A 17,148-nucleotide genomic window follows, 5' to 3' on the forward strand; every position below is an offset into this window, starting at 1 on the left:
GCCTGATGGCGCTGCGCTTATCAGGCCTACAAACGTCTGTAGGCCGGATAAGGCATTTATGTCGCCATCCGGCACATTCACGACAAGATTTCACTGTTGTAGAGGAAGATCCCCATGGATGTCATTAAAAAGAAACATTGGTGGCAAAGCGACACGCTGAAATGGTCAGTGATAGGTCTGCTGGGCCTGCTGGTGGGTTACCTTGTTGTTTTAATGTATGCACAGGGGGAGTACCTGTTCGCCATCATGACGCTGATTTTAAGCTCTGCTGGCCTGTACATTTTTGCCAACCGTAAGACCTACGCCTGGCGCTACGTTTACCCAGGCATGGCTGGTATGGGGCTGTTTGTCCTGTTTCCGCTGATTTGCACCATCGCCATTGCCTTTACCAACTACAGCAGCACCAACCAGCTCACTTTCGAACGCGCCCAAGAGGTGCTGATGGACCGCTCTTATCAGGCGGGTAAATCCTTTAACTTCGGGCTATATCCTGCCGGTGAAGAGTGGCAACTGGCTCTCACCGACGGCGAAACCGGAAAGAATTACCTCTCCGACGCTTTTAAATTTGGTGGCGAGCAAAAGCTGGCGCTGAAAGAGACAGACGCCCTGCCGACCGGTGAACGCGCAACGCTGCGCATCATCACCCAGAATCGCCAGGCGCTGAATCAGATTACCGCCGTGATGCCCGATGGCAGTAAAGTGATCATGAGCTCGCTGCGCCAGTTCTCCGGTACGCAGCCGCTGTACACCCTCGCTGATGACGGCATGTTAACCAACAACCAGAGCGGCGTGAAATACCGTCCCAATAACGGCATCGGCTATTACCAGTCCATCAATGCGGACGGCAACTGGGGTGATGAGAAGCTGAGTCCAGGCTACACCGTGACCATCGGCTGGGATAACTTTACCCGCGTCTTTACGGACGAAGGGATCCAGAAGCCATTCTTCGCCATCTTCGTGTGGACGGTGGTTTTCTCAGTGCTGACCGTGATTCTGACCGTCGCCGTGGGGATGGTGCTGGCGTGTCTGGTGCAGTGGGAATCGCTGAAAGGTAAGGCCATTTACCGCGTCCTGCTGATCCTGCCGTACGCCGTGCCGTCGTTTATCTCAATTCTGATTTTCAAAGGGCTGTTCAACCAGAGCTTTGGTGAAATCAACATGATGCTGAGCGCGCTGTTTGGCATTAAACCAGCGTGGTTCAGCGATCCGACCACTGCCCGTTCGATGATTATTATCGTCAACACCTGGCTCGGTTATCCGTACATGATGATCCTGTGCATGGGCTTGCTGAAAGCGATTCCGGACGACCTGTACGAAGCCTCGGCAATGGATGGCGCAGGCCCGTTCCAGAACTTCTTTAAGATTACACTCCCGCTGCTGATCAAGCCGCTGACGCCGCTGATGATCGCCAGCTTCGCCTTTAACTTTAACAACTTCGTGCTGATTCAACTGTTAACCAACGGCGGTCCGGATCGCCTCGGAACGACCACGCCAGCCGGGTATACCGACCTGTTAGTGAGCTACACCTATCGCATCGCCTTTGAAGGCGGCGGCGGTCAGGACTTTGGTCTGGCGGCGGCAATCGCCACGCTGATCTTCCTGCTGGTCGGCGCCCTGGCGATTGTGAACCTGAAAGCCACACGCATGAAATTTGATTAATCAGCATCACCAGGCGTCATTGGCGCCGCCAGTCTGGATGCTGCCAGCATTCAGAATGGCAAGTGAAATAGCCTGGAGCGGTATTAAGGAGTGAAGAAAAATTATGGCTATGGTCCAACCGAAATCTCAAAAGTTGCGCCTCTTTATCACGCACCTGCTGCTGCTGATATTTATCGCGGCGATCATGTTCCCGCTGCTGATGGTTATCGCCATCTCGCTGCGTGAAGGTAACTTTGCGACCGGGAGCCTGATCCCGGAAAAAATCTCCTGGGAGCACTGGCGGCTGGCGCTGGGCTTTAGCGTTGAACACGCTGATGGCCGCGTCACGCCGCCCCCCTTCCCGGTACTGTTATGGCTGTGGAACTCGGTGAAAATCGCCGGGATCACCGCAATGGGTATCGTGGCGCTGTCCACTACCTGTGCCTATGCTTTTGCCCGTATGCGCTTCCCTGGCAAAGCCACGCTGCTCAAAGGAATGCTGATTTTCCAGATGTTTCCGGCGGTGCTGTCGCTGGTCGCGTTGTACGCGTTGTTCGATCGCCTCGGTCAGTACATTCCGTTTATCGGTCTGAACACCCACGGCGGGGTGATCTTCGCCTATCTCGGCGGTATCGCACTGCATGTGTGGACCATCAAAGGCTATTTCGAAACCATCGACGGCTCGCTGGAAGAAGCGGCCGCACTGGATGGAGCAACCCCGTGGCAGGCGTTCCGTCTGGTGTTGCTGCCGCTGTCGGTGCCCATTCTGGCGGTGGTCTTTATCCTGTCGTTCATTGCCGCCATCACCGAAGTACCGGTTGCCTCACTGTTGCTACGTGATGTGAACAGCTACACCCTGGCGGTCGGGATGCAGCAGTACCTCAACCCACAAAACTATCTGTGGGGCGATTTTGCCGCTGCCGCCGTGCTGTCCGCGATTCCAATCACTCTGGTCTTCCTGCTGGCGCAGCGCTGGCTGGTCAACGGCCTGACTGCCGGCGGAGTCAAAGGCTAAGTTTCATCGAAGTACCTGTAATGCCACTGCACCCTCAACTTGTTTTATCCAACTTGTGACTGTAATTCGGCGCTCCACGGAGCGCCCTTTTTTTACTCGCGCTTCAGGCGTTTCGAATTACACATCCAGAGGGTGATCACCAGCAGCAGGATCGCCGCCGAATAGATCAACACGTCCATTGGCGATTTGTGATCGACGATGATCAGCCGGACAATCGCGGTGATCCCGATATAGATGAAATAGCGCAGCGGAAAGTGAAAGCCTGACTGAAAGTACTTCACAATCAGCGCGATAAATTCGAAATAGAGAAAGTAGACAACCAGCCCTTCCACCAGCTCATACTTGCTGGCTTGTTCAGGCGCGAAAAGCACATCAGCCAGATGCAGTGTCTCTTTGCCGAGGAATACGACCAGGATCAGGCCCAGACTCAACAGCCCAAGGTTCAACACGGTCTGTAGGATCGTAGAGATAAACTCCACGCGCGGACGAGATAGTGACGTCATAACAGCACCTCTTTCTCAGTGGTGAGGTTCCTGTATAACGCAAAAATGTGACGGAGATCTATATTTTTTGTTTATGTTTTGTGCAATCAGAAAAGGGTGTGACAATCCTTTCAACCCTAACATTCTGAAAGGAAGGCGAAATGCTTCGGTTTCAAATGGCAATACAAGACGATGCCAGCCTGTTGAGCACAATGGGATATACCAGCTATCGTCATCATTTTGCCCATCTGTGGAAAAACGATGACGAACTGGCGGCGTATCTTGAGCAGGAATATTCTCTGCCCGCCATCGCCAGAAGTCTCGCAGAAGCGGGCACCTTCTGGTTGATCGCTTTTACTGACGTCCCGATTGGTTTTGCGAAGTATTCGTTACATCAGGCCCTTGAGCCACAAGACCCGCCGGGGACATTGCTGCATAAGATCTACCTTCTGCCGGGCGAAACTGGCAAACAGTACGGTGAACAGCTTTTTGCCGAAGTGGTCCGTCAGGCCAAAGCGCAAGGGGAAACACGGATCTGGCTGGAGGTACTGGCGGATAACCCCCGGGCACGTCAGTTCTATGAACAGCAGGGAATGACCTTTGTGAAAGACACTTTTTTTTCCACCACGTCGCAGACCACTACGCTTCACGTTATGAAAAAACCGCTCTGAGAGACCCAAAATGGCAACGACTCATCAGTCCACCCTCCGCAATGTCACCTGTGGTGAAAATGTAGTGATTTATGAACCCGCCAATCTCTACGACTGCCGGCTTGGCGACAACGTTTTTGTCGGCCCCTTTGTCGAAATTCAGGGAAATACGCAGATTGGCGCAGAGACAAAAATCCAGTCGCATACCTTCATTTGCGAATATGTCACCATCGGTTCCCGCTGCTTTATCGGCCACGGCGTCATGTTCGCTAACGATATGTTTCGGGAAGGAAAACCCAATGCCGACCGCAGCAGTTGGGGACGAATTACTCTTGGTGACGATGTCTCCATTGGTAGCGGCGCGACAATACTGGCGGTCAGTATCTGCGATGGCGTAGTTATCGGTGCGGGTAGCGTGGTGACCAAATCAATCACCGAAAAAGGCGTATATGCGGGTAATCCAGCCAGATTATTACGCCGTCTTCCGGCTGGATAAAACCACGTTAACTCAGCGGAAATTCACATTTTTATCGCTGGTCATGTCATAGAGCTGGAATTTACGTCCGAGCTGCTGACCCCCATCACGCGTCAGCGGCGTCCAGCCGATGGCCGCACGACTGCGGGTCGGGCCGGAAGAGAAGAGATCCAGCGGAATCGACACGTAGACGCCTTTGGTGAAATCCCCTTCGCCATACTCATCCGGCGAGACGTTGGTAAGCGTGGCGTAACCACCCACCACCACGCCGCTGTCAAAGCGTTTAGAGATATCCAGCGTGCCGCCTTTATCCCCCGCCAGATACTGACCGACGCTTGCTTTCACCAGCACGTCCTGGGCGAATGACGGCGTCCAGTAGGCCGTCAGGTGTCCGGTCTTCACGCTGTAGTCGGTGAATTTCATCATGTCCTGCGCGCTGCGCCAGTCACGCTGTTTCACGTAGTTTGCATCCAGACCAAACGCCCAGTTGCTGTCGACCGGACGGTACAGCACTTCTGCCCCCGCCCCGCCATACATGGTTTCAAGATAACCCCCGTAGACCTGACCATAGAAACCATTACCCAAGTACTGGAAATAATTAGCTTGCAGGTTGTTCACATAAACGTCGTTCTGCACATATTCACGCACGCGGGTACGCACACGTGGCAGCTTCGAATCGTTCGGCGGATTGGTGTAGTTGAATTTATCGTAGTTATTGGCGAGATTTCCAAACAAGCTTCCGGTGGTCAGCAGGTGATCGGTCACCCACAGATCCGCCGTCGCCATCACACCCAACTGGTACATGTAGAAGTTTTCCGGTCCGCCCACGGACTGGTTCAGCACCGGATCGAGGTGGAAGTCGAAGCGCGACTTGTCGATATACCAGCCCTGCTCAGTGCGTTCCGGCACTATCGGCTCAAGGCGCTGTTGCGCCAGCGGCGTTTCCTGTCCCAGCGGTTCGCCTTCCAGATGGCGTTTCAGGCTGCTGACGTCCGTTTCGGTAGTGACCTGCGGCAGGTTGAGACGGTTTTCCGTCACGCGGATCGTGCGGATCCCCTCTGGCAAATCGTTCATCACGATCCGATTCGCCCGTTCAATACCTTCACGCGAGTCGCGGTATTTCACCTGCTCGCCGGTCACGTACAGCGTATCGCCTTTCACCTGAATCTGCGGATCTGCCAGTCCGGCGTTGTATTTCAGCAGCGTCAACTGATTCGCCACCACTGAGTGTTGCAGGATCGCGTCCTGCGGTTGCGGCTGGTATTTCGGCCGCGCGTTATCGTTATACGATGGGCGTAAGTCGTTGAAATTAGTCCGCAGCGTTACCCCAAACATAAAGGTGTTACCACGTTCATAGCTGAGGTTAACGTCGGCCCAATCGGTGACGCGGTAAATGGCGCCGACGTTAAACTTGCTTTTCTGTTCCAGCTTGCCCGCAAAATCCTGCTGGTAGTTATTGCCCTCATATTCCAGCTTCAGCCGCAGGGGCTGCCACGGCGTCTGGTACTCAACGCCGCCAAACAACGATGCCGGGCCGTGGAACATCTGGCTGCCATCAATGGAGCCAGCTTGTTTATAGCGGTTATCGCGGTAGCAATATTTATCGCTGTACGAACAGAGCGGGTTACTGACGTTGCCGCTGGTTCCCAGATATCCCCAGCCGAGGCCGAGTGAGAAATCAAACGGTCCCCAGGCTTTGTTCGCCACGAGGTATTCCGCATCAAACAGGCCAGTCCCGCCGATATCTCGCGCACCGACCGACACCTGCGGCATCCAGTAGCTCTCTTCCCACAGGCGTAACTTCAGATCGAACGCTTTATCTTTGTAGGTTTGATCGCCGGAAAACGATTCGACGCTGCTGTACTTTTTGGTCCGCACATCGGTGTAGCGCAGCGTGGTTTCCAGCCAGGGGAAAAGCTGTACGGAGGCGGAGTAGTAACGGTACTGATCGTTATCACGATAGTTGAGGCTCAACTCCCCTTCACGCGCCATGCGCGCGGTTGGGGTCTGTAATAATCCCACGCCGCCAAAATCCGACTGAGAGGGTCCAATCGGCGCCGGATACGTTTCGGCATGGCAGGCTGCGCTGATGCCCAGCGCCAGTAAGCTGAGCAGATATGTTTTTTTCATTATTCAGGTATCCGCTGCGTCAGGGTATGAAGAATGTCAGCGTTCAGCGCTTCCGGTTCGCTGCTCCAGAGAGAATCATCCAGCCCGACAACAATGATGCTGCCGGGCATCGGTTCAACGTGACGCTTATTCCAGTACGCCACCGGCACCTTCTGCGTTCGGCCATCGGGATAAACAAGCCACGCATAGCTGCGATCCGCGCCGCTGAGCCGGTCTTGTCCATCGAGATAGCTGACGACGTCGCGTCCGGGCATAAACGGCTGCTTACCGGGACGGCTTATCAGGCCAAAGAGCGTGACGTCCGTCGGCTGCCCGCCGACCCACAGCGTGTAGTTGCCCTGCAACGGCGGATTGCCGCGTTCGCTGACCCGCACGATGTCCGGATCGAGATTCACCAGCTGTCGACCCGTCACCTTCAGCGCCTGAACTTGCTGGCGCAACGCGTTAATGGCGGCGGCATCGTCCCCGCTTGCGTTGGCGCTTAACGCCGCCAGGCGCGCCAGCAGCGCCTGCTGTTGGCCCTGCGCTTTCACGGTCGCTTTCTCTTCAGCGATCACCGCGCCAGGCCACCAGCTGTTCGCCAGTCTGGGCTGTCCCACCAGATCGATAAGATGATCAGCGCCGGTAAGCGTTTTCGGCTCTGTGCTACCGGCGCTAAAGACCTTAACGGTCCCCGCAGCAAAAACAGATGATGCGCTCAGACTGAAGATCAGCGCTGCAAGAGTCCGTTTCATCATGATTTTGCCGCCTTAATCAGCGTGGTTTTCACCGGGAAGAAGTTCGCGCCCAGATACTGCTCCGACTGGCGAATTTGCCCTTCGTTATCGATCCAGTAACGGTTATGCCAGCGCGCTTGATCGGTCGTGACAGTTTCGTCCAGCACGCGAACCGGCGTCTCTTCGCTACCGACTTTTACCGTGTCGTTGCCATCCCATGTAAAGACGGAGCGCGCGGTGGCATAGCGCACCTGCTTGTATTCCGTCCAGCCCATCGTGCGGGTCCAGGTGGCACCGTCGACGATCTGATTCGGTTTACTCAGCGGGTCATCTGCGAGGTTATTCACATCGATAAGGTTGTCGCCGCCAAGCAACGTTTTCACCAGACGACCATGTTGGGTCACGAGAGTGGCCTGATCCTGCGTCACCCATTTTTGCTGCCCGTTCTCTGCGAAAGCGAGCACCACAAACAGCTGCGGCCCGCCGTTGAGCTGCATGTACTGGCTGGCGTAAGGCATGTTTTGGATATCATCGTCCGTTAGCTGGACGCCGGGCGTGCCAAACAGACTGTCCCACAGTGAGTTGCCCAGCTGCTTTGTGGTGGCTGAGCAGGCCTGTAACAGCAGGCAAAGTAATATGAGCGCAGGTCGCTTCACGACTCTTCTCCAGAGGGGCAAAATAACCACACCGAAGTGTGGTTAGAGTTAAACGTACCGGTGTTACTGGGTACTGGTGGTGGTTGTGGTGGTGGTCCCGGTATTGGAACCGTCACCGCCGCCGGTTGCCGCCAGAGCGACACCCACCGCCGAACTTACGGTGCTCACGCTGGATGCCGAGGAGCTACCCGCCGACACCGACGTTGCTGCCGAGCCTGCTGCTTCACCTACCTGAACGGGGGCTGCATAGACAGAACTCGCCGCAAGCGCAGATATGGCAAAAATGCCATACAGAACTTTTTTCATAACAATTTCCCTTCATTGAATGAATGGAGATTTGCCCAAAAGCGTTTCGGGCGGGATCGAGTATACACAACTAAAGCATGCGAATTACGGTAGGGGGAAATAGCGGAATGGTTTTAGGATAATTGGACTTTTGTTGAATTATTTACTTTAATTAAAATAACAATAAACATTAAAAACAACGAGTTATCATTAAAACCTGACATCTGAACGATCCGTATTATCCTAAAATAACACGGCGTTATTTTCCGGTTATTTATTATTTTAGGATTATGCTCAATATAGAACGGTGGAGAACAACACGAACAACCGGAATTATCTTATAAAAAAAGCCGATAATAATATCGGCTGATTTCATTATTAATTTGCCGGATAAGGCATTCGCCGCCATCCGGCACGCTGGCAGATTAACGCCAGGCTTTATAACGGTTAATCAATCCGTTAGTCGAGCTGTCGTGGCTTTCGATCGCCTTATCATCTTTCAGCTCCGGCAGAATACGGTTTGCCAGCTGTTTACCCAGCTCAACGCCCCACTGGTCGAAGGTAAAGATGTTCAGGATGATGCCCTGTGTAAAGATTTTGTGCTCATACAGGGCGATCAGCGCCCCCAGGCTGAACGGGGTGATTTCACGCAGCAGGATGGAGTTAGTCGGGCGGTTGCCCTCAAACACTTTGAACGGTACCACGTGTTCCAGCGTGGCCGGATCTTTACCCTGGTCACGGTATTCCTGCTCCACCACTTCGCGGGATTTCCCGAACGCCAGCGCTTCAGTCTGGGCGAAGAAGTTAGACAGCAGCTTCGGATGGTGATCGGACAGCGGGTTATGGGTAATCGCCGGGGCGATAAAGTCACAAGGCACCATTTTGGTTCCCTGATGAATCAACTGGTAGAACGCGTGCTGACCGTTGGTTCCCGGCTCACCCCAGATGATCGGACCCGTCTGGTAATCCACCGGGTTGCCGTTACGGTCAACATATTTCCCGTTGGACTCCATATTGCCCTGCTGGAAGTAGGCCGCGAAACGGTGCATATACTGGTCGTACGGCAGGATGGCTTCGGTTTCAGCACCGAAGAAATTGTTGTACCAGATGCCGATCAGCGCCAGCAGCACCGGCAGGTTGCTCTCCAGAGGCGTGGTCGAGAAGTGCTTATCCATCGCATGCGCGCCGGACAGCAGTTGCACAAAGTTGTCGTAGCCGACAGACAGGATGATCGACAGACCAATCGCTGACCACAGAGAATAACGACCGCCCACCCAGTCCCAGAACTCGAACATGTTGGCGGTATCAATACCGAACTCACCAACCGCTTTCGCATTGGTAGACAGTGCAGCGAAGTGTTTCGCAACGTGTTTTTCATCACCGGCGGTTTTCAGGAACCAGTCACGCGCGCTGTGGGCGTTGGTCATGGTTTCCTGCGTGGTGAAGGTCTTGGACGCCACGAGGAACAGGGTAGTTTCCGGATTCACTTTCTTCAGCACTTCGGCGATATGGGTACCGTCGACGTTAGAAACAAAGTGCATATTCAGGTGATTTTTGTATGGGCGCAGCGCTTCGGTCACCATGAACGGGCCGAGGTCGGAGCCGCCAATACCGATGTTGACCACGTCGGTGATCGCTTTACCGGTATAACCTTTCCACTGACCCGAAATAATGGCTTCGGAGAAAGATTTCATCTTCTCCAGCACCGCGTTGACTTCCGGCATCACATCTTTGCCGTCAACCATAATCGGGGTATTGCTACGGTTACGCAACGCCACATGCAACACGGCACGATCTTCCGTACGGTTGATTTTCTCGCCGGAGAACATGGACTTGATGGCGCCTGCCAGATCGGTCTCTTTCGCCAGATCCTGCAGTTTCGCCAGCGTCTCTTCGGTAATGCGGTTTTTGGAGTAATCCACCAGCATTAGATCGTCAAACGTTGCGGAGAATTTGCTGAAGCGATCGTTATCCTTCGCGAACAAATCCGCGAGGGTAACGTCCTTCATGTCGTCAAAGTGTTTTTGTAGTGCCTGCCAGGCAGAGGTCTGCGTTGGATTGATGTTTTTCATTAGCAATACTCTTCTGATTTGAGAATTGTGACTGAGATCGATTGTAACGCCAGTCACAGAAAAGTGTGATTGTTTTAGTGCCGTTGCCCTGGCTTCGGTCAAATACAGTGAAAAAACAGCGTTGTTATAAGTACGGTTACTCAGCCACTTGCCAGCATGAAAAATCCGCATAATCCCGGCGTTGACAGTGTCGTCTGCACATTTTATTTATAAATACGGTATTTGCGCCTGCACCGGTTTCTGTTCTGCCTTTGTGCCCAGGTCGCTTTCTCACTCCCTGACACGAGGTTGTTATGACAGAAATCGTTGTTTCCAAATTTGGCGGTACCAGCGTCGCTGATTTTGATGCCATGAACCGCAGCGCCGACGTGGTGCTTTCCGATGCAAACGTGCGCGTAGTGGTGCTCTCAGCTTCTGCTGGCATCACCAATCTGCTGGTGGCGCTGGCAGAAGGACTGGAACCACAGGCTCGCTTTGAGAAGCTCGACGCCATCCGCAAAATTCAGTTCGATATCCTGGAGCGTCTGCGTTATCCCAACGTCATTCGTGAAGAGATTGAACGCCTGCTGGAAAATATCACCACGCTGGCGGAAGCGACCTCATTAGCCACCTCCCCGGCACTGACGGATGAACTGGTCAGCCACGGCGAACTGATGTCCACCCTGCTGTTTGTTGAGATCCTGCGTGAGCGTAACGTTCAGGCGCAGTGGTTTGATGTGCGTAAAGTGATGCGAACCAACGATCGCTTTGGCCGTGCCGAACCTGACGTAGCGGCGCTGGCGGAGCTGGCGACATTGCAACTGACCCCGCGTCTGAGCGAAGGGCTGGTGATCACGCAAGGGTTCATCGGCAGCGAAGGCAAAGGGCGTACCACCACACTCGGACGCGGCGGCAGCGACTACACAGCCGCCCTGTTGGCCGAAGCGCTGCATGCGGCGCGTGTCGATATCTGGACGGATGTTCCGGGCATCTATACCACCGATCCTCGCGTGGTGCCTGCCGCCCAGCGTATCGATGAAATCGCCTTTGAAGAGGCGGCGGAAATGGCCACCTTCGGCGCGAAAGTGCTGCATCCGGCCACCCTGCTGCCGGCGGTGCGCAGCGATATCCCGGTCTTCGTTGGATCCAGTAAAGATCCGAAAGCAGGCGGCACGCTGGTTTGTAACAAAACGCAGAATCCACCGCTGTTCCGCGCGCTGGCACTGCGTCGTAAGCAGACGCTGCTGACCCTGCACAGCCTGAATATGCTGCACTCGCGCGGTTTCCTGGCTGAAGTGTTCGGCATTCTGGCGCGCCATAATATCTCCGTAGATTTGATCACCACCTCTGAAGTGAGCGTGGCGCTGACGCTGGACACCACCGGTTCCACCTCCACCGGCGATACGCTGCTGACGCAGTCGCTGCTAATGGAACTGTCGGCCTTGTGTCGGGTGGAAGTGGAAGAAGGTCTCGCGCTGGTCGCGTTGATTGGTAACGATCTGTCGAAAGCCTGCGGTGTCGGCAAAGAGGTGTTCGGCGTACTGGAACCGTTCAATATCCGCATGATTTGCTATGGCGCTTCCAGCCATAACCTCTGTTTCCTGGTGCCTGGCACCGAAGCAGAACAGGTGGTACAGAAACTGCACCATAATTTGTTTGAGTGAGACAGGCCTGAATGCCGGATGGCGATGAAACGCCTTATCCGGCCTGGAGGCCAGCCGGTGTCGGCCCGATAAGCGTGAGCATCATCGGGCAACACAGTCATGACATCACCGTCTCGTAAAGCAGTCGATCCAGTGCCTTCACGTCGCCTTCGCGGCTATCCGGTAACGTTGGCGGGATTTCGCCTCGCGCCAGTTCGGCGTGGATAAACGTATGTAGCAGCGGACGACGCGGACCATACTCCGCCTCCCCAGCCCGCTGTTTGCGCACCAGCAGTTCATCTATTTCCTGACGTAACGGCGCATCCAGATCGCTTCCCGCCAGCAGTTCGGCAAACCGCATGGGCGGAACGCCTTTTCCTGCTTCAACCCAACGCACCGCCAACAGCGGACGCAGGACGTAGAAGTACTTTTTCAGACGCACCGTTTCCCCCTGCAAGTAGCCACGAAAGTTTTTTCGCGCCATCGAGTAGTAGTGCCAGCGCGCACGAAGCGGAGAGAACCACCGCGGTATCATCGCTTTAAGCGCACTGACCGTAGCATCATCCTGCTGATAAACCACCGGGGAATCCAGCCACTCGATCAGCGTTGGGTTAGCGCCCTTCAGCAGACCCAGCGCTTTACGCCACTCCCAGCCGCACACATCCAGCTCATCGTCGATTGGCAGCTCGATCACGTCACGCGGCGCATCAACCCGCAGATACCACTCCGGCGGATGAACATACAAAAACCGCACATCGTAATCGCTATCCGGCGAGGCAAATCCCCAGCCACGACTCCCCGATTCGCAGGCATACAGCACCCTGACGCCGTAGCGGGTTTCTATCTCTTTGAGCTGCCGCATGACCCGTTCGCACATTGCGGCACTCACTGCATTTTTGGTCATCTTCTTTTATCCTTTTACACATACCACCTGCCGCAACGTATGCACGATCTCCACCAGCGAAGACTGCGCCGCCATCACGGCATCAATGTCTTTGTAGGCCAGCGGAATTTCATCAATCACCTCGCTGTCTTTACGGCATTCAACGTGGGCCGTCGCGCGGATCTGATCCGCTACGGTAAAGCGTTTTTTAGCCGCCGTTCGGCTCATGGTTCTTCCCGCACCATGACTGCATGAACAAAAGCTCTCTTCATTTCCCAACCCGCGCACAATGAAACTTTTCGCCCCCATCGATCCGGGGATGATCCCCATCTGGCCTTTTTGTGCGGAAACGGCACCTTTACGCGTTACCAGCACCTCTTCACCAAAATGACGCTCTTTTTGCACGTAGTTATGGTGGCAATTCACTGCTTCTTGTTGCGTGATAAACGGTTTACTCACGCTACGCGACAGCGCGGCCAGCACGCGGGACATCATGACCTCCCGGTTTTGTCGGGCAAAATCCTGCGCCCATTCCACCGCTTCAATGTAGTCGTTGTAGTGCCGACTCCCTTCCTGGAAATACGCCAGGTTTCGGTCAGGCAAATTCGCGATATGTTGTTGCATATCCTGCTGCGCCAGCGTGATAAAGACGTTGCCGATGGCATTCCCCACACCACGCGAACCACTGTGCAACATCACCCAGACGCGCTGCTGCTCATCCAGACACACTTCAATGAAGTGATTACCGGTTCCCAACGTTCCGAGATGCTTATAGTTATTGGTTTTCAGCAGCGAGGGATACTTGTCAGTCAGGCGCGTAAAGCGCGGTGCCAATGTCCCCCAGTGAGTACTCACCTCCTCTGGCGGCGTGTCCCACGCCCCTTTATCGCGACGGGATCGCGTATTGGTTCGCCCGTGGGGAACGGCCTGCTCAATCGCGCTCCGCAACCCGCTGAGGTTATCCGGCAGATCGCCAGCCAGCAGCGAGGTACGTACCGCAATCATCCCACAGCCGATGTCCACCCCCACTGCTGCCGGAATAATCGCTCCTTTGGTCGGGATCACGCTGCCAATCGTTGACCCTTTCCCCAGATGCACATCCGGCATGACCGCCAGGTGTTTAAAAATAAATGGCATCTTCGCCGTGTTCAGCAGTTGCTGGCGTGCCTCGGGTTCCACCGGGACGCCGTGCGTCCACATTTTCACCGGCGCCGCGTTCTGCGACGTCAACAGCGCATAGTCGTGATGTGTCATGTTTCTTATCCTTTAATGTTCACTAAGCCGTGCAGAACCTGGTCCAGGCCACCGAATACCGAGATTTTATCGATACGCTCTGCCACTCTTTCGAGGGTTTCCAGCTCTTTTAAACGCAAAGCCACCGGGTTGTTTTCCATCACTTTCGCCGTATTCAACAACGAGCGCGTCGCTGCCGTTTCTTCACGACGGCGGATCACGTTGGCCTGCGCCGATTTTTCCGCTTCAACCAGACGGGACAGAATCGTTTTCATATCCCCCGGCAACACAATGTCCTTCACACCCAGCGACGCCACGTCGATGCCATACGGTGTCATCCGGTCTTTCACCTGTGCGCTGACCACCTCATCAATTACCTGTTTATCTTCCAGCAGCTCATCAAGCGTGCGCGTCCCGACGGCCTCCCGCAGCGCAAACTGCAGTTCGCGGTACAGATGATCGAGCGGTTTAGTGAGCTGTGCAAACGCCAGCAACACATCGCGGTAACGCCAGTTCGCTGCCAGATTCAGGCGCAGGTTGACCTTATCTTTGGTCAAAATTTCCTGACCGCCTACTTCCAGCACCTGCAAACGGGTATCCACCACTTCGGCGTCAACCAGATGATTCACTTTCCAGTACGCCGTCAGACCCGGCGGCAGCAGTGCCTGCGTCTCGCCATCAATTTTCAACACTCCGGCGTGCCAGGCAGGCACCTGTACGGTAAGCATCGCTTCACGACCTTTTACCGCGCCGCTACGTCGCGGTTGCAGAACCGCATTCATCACCTCAGCAGGCACCTGAACCTGACGCGTATCCATCCGTACCAGTTTCAACGCCTCGTCGGCCCGCCAGTACAAACAGCGCGTTGACGGAGGCAGGATCTCCTGCAACACCTCATTCATGTATAACGCGCCCGCTTCGCTGTCGTTAAGATCAACGGCCAGGGCATAACGTGTTACCCAGTCTGGCTGAAAGCGGCGTAAATAATTCGCCAGCGCTTCCGGCACTTCGCTGCCGTCCAGATTAACCACCAGCACCTCTGGCGTGTTGAACCACGGCAGACGGTGTTCACCCGCCTCCAGAACCTGATAGTAGTCGCCGTTTTTGGCTAACAGACCTAATTGTCCTTTACGAATAGTGATTTTCTTCGTCATTTTTCTCTTTTCCTTATCAAGTCAGGTGCGGGTGCGGAGGCGACGCTACAGGGGAATTCCCTTTTGCCTGCGGCGCGGCATCGTGACCGGCGACCTGTTTTGGGGCCTGTTAACTGCGCAGTGCCCGTTTTTATTTCTATGATTAACAACCAGTTTCATTGGGAGAATGAATCGGGAATCGAACCCATTGTTCAGGTGTCATCGGTTGACGGAACACTTCCGGAATACAGCCTCAGCCGTTCCTGATGTGCCGGCGGGGTTTAACCCCCTGCGTTTTCAACGTGTTGACGAGAGGGTTATTGCCAGAAGCGTGCCAGAACGAGAAAATGACGAAATTATTTTTTATTTAATTGATTAATAAGGAATTAATTTTCACCATCAAAAATGATGATTGCAGACGTCTCGCCTGTTTTTTATCCTTACCTATCTAACTTTATCTTTTGGGATAAACATGAAAAAGCGACGGGTGGTGATTGGTGTACTGGGCACGGTGCTGGATAAACGCGGCAAACGGGCAAACCGGTTAAAGAAATGGCGGCCCACGGTCGGACTGTGCCAACAGCCGGATTTCCCGATCGATCGGCTGGAGCTTATCCACCAGCCACGCGATGCCGGGATGTGTCAGCAGTTAGCGGAAGATATTAGCCTGCTCTCTCCACATACTGAGGTTCGTCCACATGCCATCCCCATTACCGATCCCTGGGATTTCGAAGAGGTCTACGCCGCGTTCCTCGACTTTGCCACTCATTACACCTTCGATACCGAGAATGAAGAGTATCTGGTGCACATCACTACCGGCACTCATGTGGCGCAAATTTGCTGGTTCCTGCTGACGGAAGCCCGCTATCTGCCCGCCAGCCTTCTGCAAACCGGACCCGCACCGAAGGGCGCTCCGCAGGAGGATGTTGCCGCTGGCACCTGCTCAGTGATCGATCTTGATTTAAGCCGCTATGCCACACTCACCAGTCGCTTTCAGCGTGAGCAGCAGCAATCAATCTCCTTCCTCAAAGGCGGTATCGAGACGCGCAATGCCACGTTCAATAAACTGATTGACCGTATTGAGCGCGTTGCCTTGCGCTCTGGCGATCCTATCCTGCTCACCGGCCCCACCGGTGCGGGGAAATCCTTCCTCGCAAAACGGATTTTTCAGCTTCGTCAGTCACGGCATCTGGTGGGTGGAAAACTGGTGGCAGTGAACTGCGCGACGCTGCGCGGCGATAACGCCATGTCGACGCTGTTTGGTCATGTGAAAGGTGCGTTTACGGGCGCACTGTCGTCACGAACGGGACTGTTACGTGAAGCCGACGGCGGGGTGCTGTTTCTGGATGAGATCGCGGAACTGGGGCTGGATGAACAGGCCATGCTACTGAAAGCGATCGAGGAGAAAACCTTCTTCCCGTTTGGCTCAGATAAAGAGGTGTACAGCGATTTCCAGTTGATAGCCGGAACCCATCGCGATATGCCGCAGTGGGTCGCCGAAGGGCGTTTTCGCGAAGATCTCTACGCACGGATAAACATGTGGCGCTTTGCCCTGCCCGGCCTTGCACAGCGGCGTGAAGACATCGCCCCTAACGTGGAGTATGAGCTGCAACGCTTCTCCCGCAGCCGACAGAATCAGATTCGTTTTGATAAGGAGGCGCGTGAACGCTATCTGGCGTTTGCCTGTTCACCTCAGGCGCAGTGGCGCGGCAATTTCCGCGAACTGAGTTCCTCCGTCGCGCGAATGGCGACGCTGGCCGAGCAAGGACGTATCACGCAGGCCCTTGTCGACGAAGAGATGGCGCTTTTGCAGGAGAGCTGGGGAGAGGCGCCGTCGCAACCGGAACTGGAGATGGAACTCGACCTCTTTGACCGCCGCCAACTGGAAACCGTGCTTGAGGTCTGTCGCCGCAGCGCATCGTTGTCCGAAGCCGGACGTGAACTCTTCGCCGTCTCACGACAAAAGAAAGCCAATCCCAACGATGCCGACCGTCTGCGTAAGTACCTGGCTCGGTTTGGTCTGAGCTGGGAAAATCTCAAAGTCAGAACATAAGCATAATTTGTTTGAATAATACCTCTTCACACGATACACAATAATGATGGTTGGGCTCGATCCCAACCCGTGAATAACAAGCAAACACAACATACGTGCAAGGAA

The 17,148-nt window shown here is 54.6% G+C and carries 15 protein-coding genes; 6 read left to right on the forward strand and 9 right to left on the reverse strand.

The window, feature by feature from the left end:
• Positions 1-114 precede the first annotated feature (114 nt).
• Entirely contained in the window at positions 115-1,659 is a 1,545-nt protein-coding gene (gene malF / locus KI228_RS20360; RefSeq protein WP_061069526.1) for a maltose ABC transporter permease MalF, read from the forward strand.
• Positions 1,660-1,762: 103 nt separating this feature from the next.
• Positions 1,763-2,653, forward strand: a complete 891-nt coding sequence (gene malG / locus KI228_RS20365; RefSeq protein WP_044253369.1) for a maltose ABC transporter permease MalG — start codon at positions 1,763-1,765, stop codon at positions 2,651-2,653.
• Positions 2,654-2,745: 92 nt separating this feature from the next.
• Here the strand turns inward: malG and psiE are convergent, their stop codons facing one another.
• Positions 2,746-3,156 (reverse strand): phosphate-starvation-inducible protein PsiE, encoded by a 411-nt coding sequence (psiE, locus tag KI228_RS20370; RefSeq protein WP_042999025.1) that lies wholly within the window; start codon positions 3,154-3,156, stop codon positions 2,746-2,748.
• Positions 3,157-3,296: 140 nt separating this feature from the next.
• Between psiE and KI228_RS20375 the strand changes: the two genes are divergently transcribed.
• Positions 3,297-3,806 (forward strand): GNAT family N-acetyltransferase, encoded by a 510-nt coding sequence (locus KI228_RS20375; RefSeq protein ID WP_061069525.1) that lies wholly within the window; start codon positions 3,297-3,299, stop codon positions 3,804-3,806.
• A 10-nt stretch (positions 3,807-3,816) separates the two neighbouring features.
• Complete coding sequence (locus KI228_RS20380; RefSeq protein ID WP_044264141.1) at positions 3,817-4,281, forward strand: acyltransferase; 465 nt, start codon at positions 3,817-3,819, stop codon at positions 4,279-4,281.
• A 12-nt stretch (positions 4,282-4,293) separates the two neighbouring features.
• On the opposite strand, the gene KI228_RS20385 is transcribed toward KI228_RS20380, so the two are convergent.
• The 5 genes from KI228_RS20385 to pgi form a co-directional block, all read right to left on the reverse strand.
• A complete protein-coding gene (locus tag KI228_RS20385) occupies positions 4,294-6,390 on the reverse strand; it encodes a YjbH domain-containing protein (protein ID WP_042999022.1) in 2,097 nt (698 codons plus the stop codon).
• Positions 6,390-7,127: a capsule biosynthesis GfcC family protein gene (locus KI228_RS20390; protein WP_042999021.1), complete on the reverse strand. Its 738-nt coding sequence runs from the start codon at positions 7,125-7,127 to the stop codon at positions 6,390-6,392. The genes KI228_RS20385 and KI228_RS20390 overlap by 1 nt, the downstream gene beginning before the upstream one ends.
• On the reverse strand, positions 7,124-7,762 hold the full coding sequence (locus KI228_RS20395; protein ID WP_042999020.1) for a YjbF family lipoprotein: 639 nt from the start codon (positions 7,760-7,762) through the stop codon (positions 7,124-7,126). Before KI228_RS20395 ends, KI228_RS20390 begins: the two co-directional genes overlap by 4 nt.
• Positions 7,763-7,825: 63 nt before the next feature.
• On the reverse strand, positions 7,826-8,068 hold the full coding sequence (yjbE, locus tag KI228_RS20400; RefSeq protein ID WP_042321038.1) for an exopolysaccharide production protein YjbE: 243 nt from the start codon (positions 8,066-8,068) through the stop codon (positions 7,826-7,828).
• Between the two features lie 404 nt (positions 8,069-8,472).
• A complete protein-coding gene (gene pgi / locus KI228_RS20405; RefSeq protein WP_042999019.1) occupies positions 8,473-10,119 on the reverse strand; it encodes a glucose-6-phosphate isomerase in 1,647 nt (548 codons plus the stop codon).
• 293 nt (positions 10,120-10,412) lie between these two features.
• Between pgi and lysC the strand changes: the two genes are divergently transcribed.
• Entirely contained in the window at positions 10,413-11,762 is a 1,350-nt protein-coding gene (gene lysC / locus KI228_RS20410) for a lysine-sensitive aspartokinase 3 (RefSeq protein WP_061069523.1), read from the forward strand.
• A 97-nt stretch (positions 11,763-11,859) separates the two neighbouring features.
• Here lysC and KI228_RS20415 read toward each other — a convergent pair whose 3' ends face one another.
• From KI228_RS20415 to KI228_RS20425, 3 genes are read right to left on the reverse strand one after another with little or no spacing between them, the layout of a single operon-like run.
• Positions 11,860-12,645, reverse strand: coding sequence for a nucleotidyltransferase domain-containing protein (locus tag KI228_RS20415; RefSeq protein ID WP_061069522.1), 786 nt, complete (start codon positions 12,643-12,645; stop codon positions 11,860-11,862).
• A gap of 6 nt (positions 12,646-12,651) precedes the next feature.
• Positions 12,652-13,878, reverse strand: coding sequence for an RtcB family protein (locus tag KI228_RS20420; protein WP_044326843.1), 1,227 nt, complete (start codon positions 13,876-13,878; stop codon positions 12,652-12,654).
• Between the two features lie 5 nt (positions 13,879-13,883).
• Positions 13,884-15,011, reverse strand: coding sequence for a slipin family protein (locus KI228_RS20425; protein ID WP_061069521.1), 1,128 nt, complete (start codon positions 15,009-15,011; stop codon positions 13,884-13,886).
• A gap of 451 nt (positions 15,012-15,462) precedes the next feature.
• Here KI228_RS20425 and rtcR point away from each other — a divergent pair, with 451 nt between their 5' ends.
• Complete coding sequence (gene rtcR, locus KI228_RS20430) at positions 15,463-17,043, forward strand: RNA repair transcriptional activator RtcR (protein WP_061069520.1); 1,581 nt, start codon at positions 15,463-15,465, stop codon at positions 17,041-17,043.
• The last annotated feature ends 105 nt before the right edge of the window (positions 17,044-17,148 follow it).

Origin of the sequence: Citrobacter amalonaticus (assembly GCF_018323885.1) — a bacterium.
GTDB classification, from domain to species: domain Bacteria; phylum Pseudomonadota; class Gammaproteobacteria; order Enterobacterales; family Enterobacteriaceae; genus Citrobacter_A; species Citrobacter_A amalonaticus.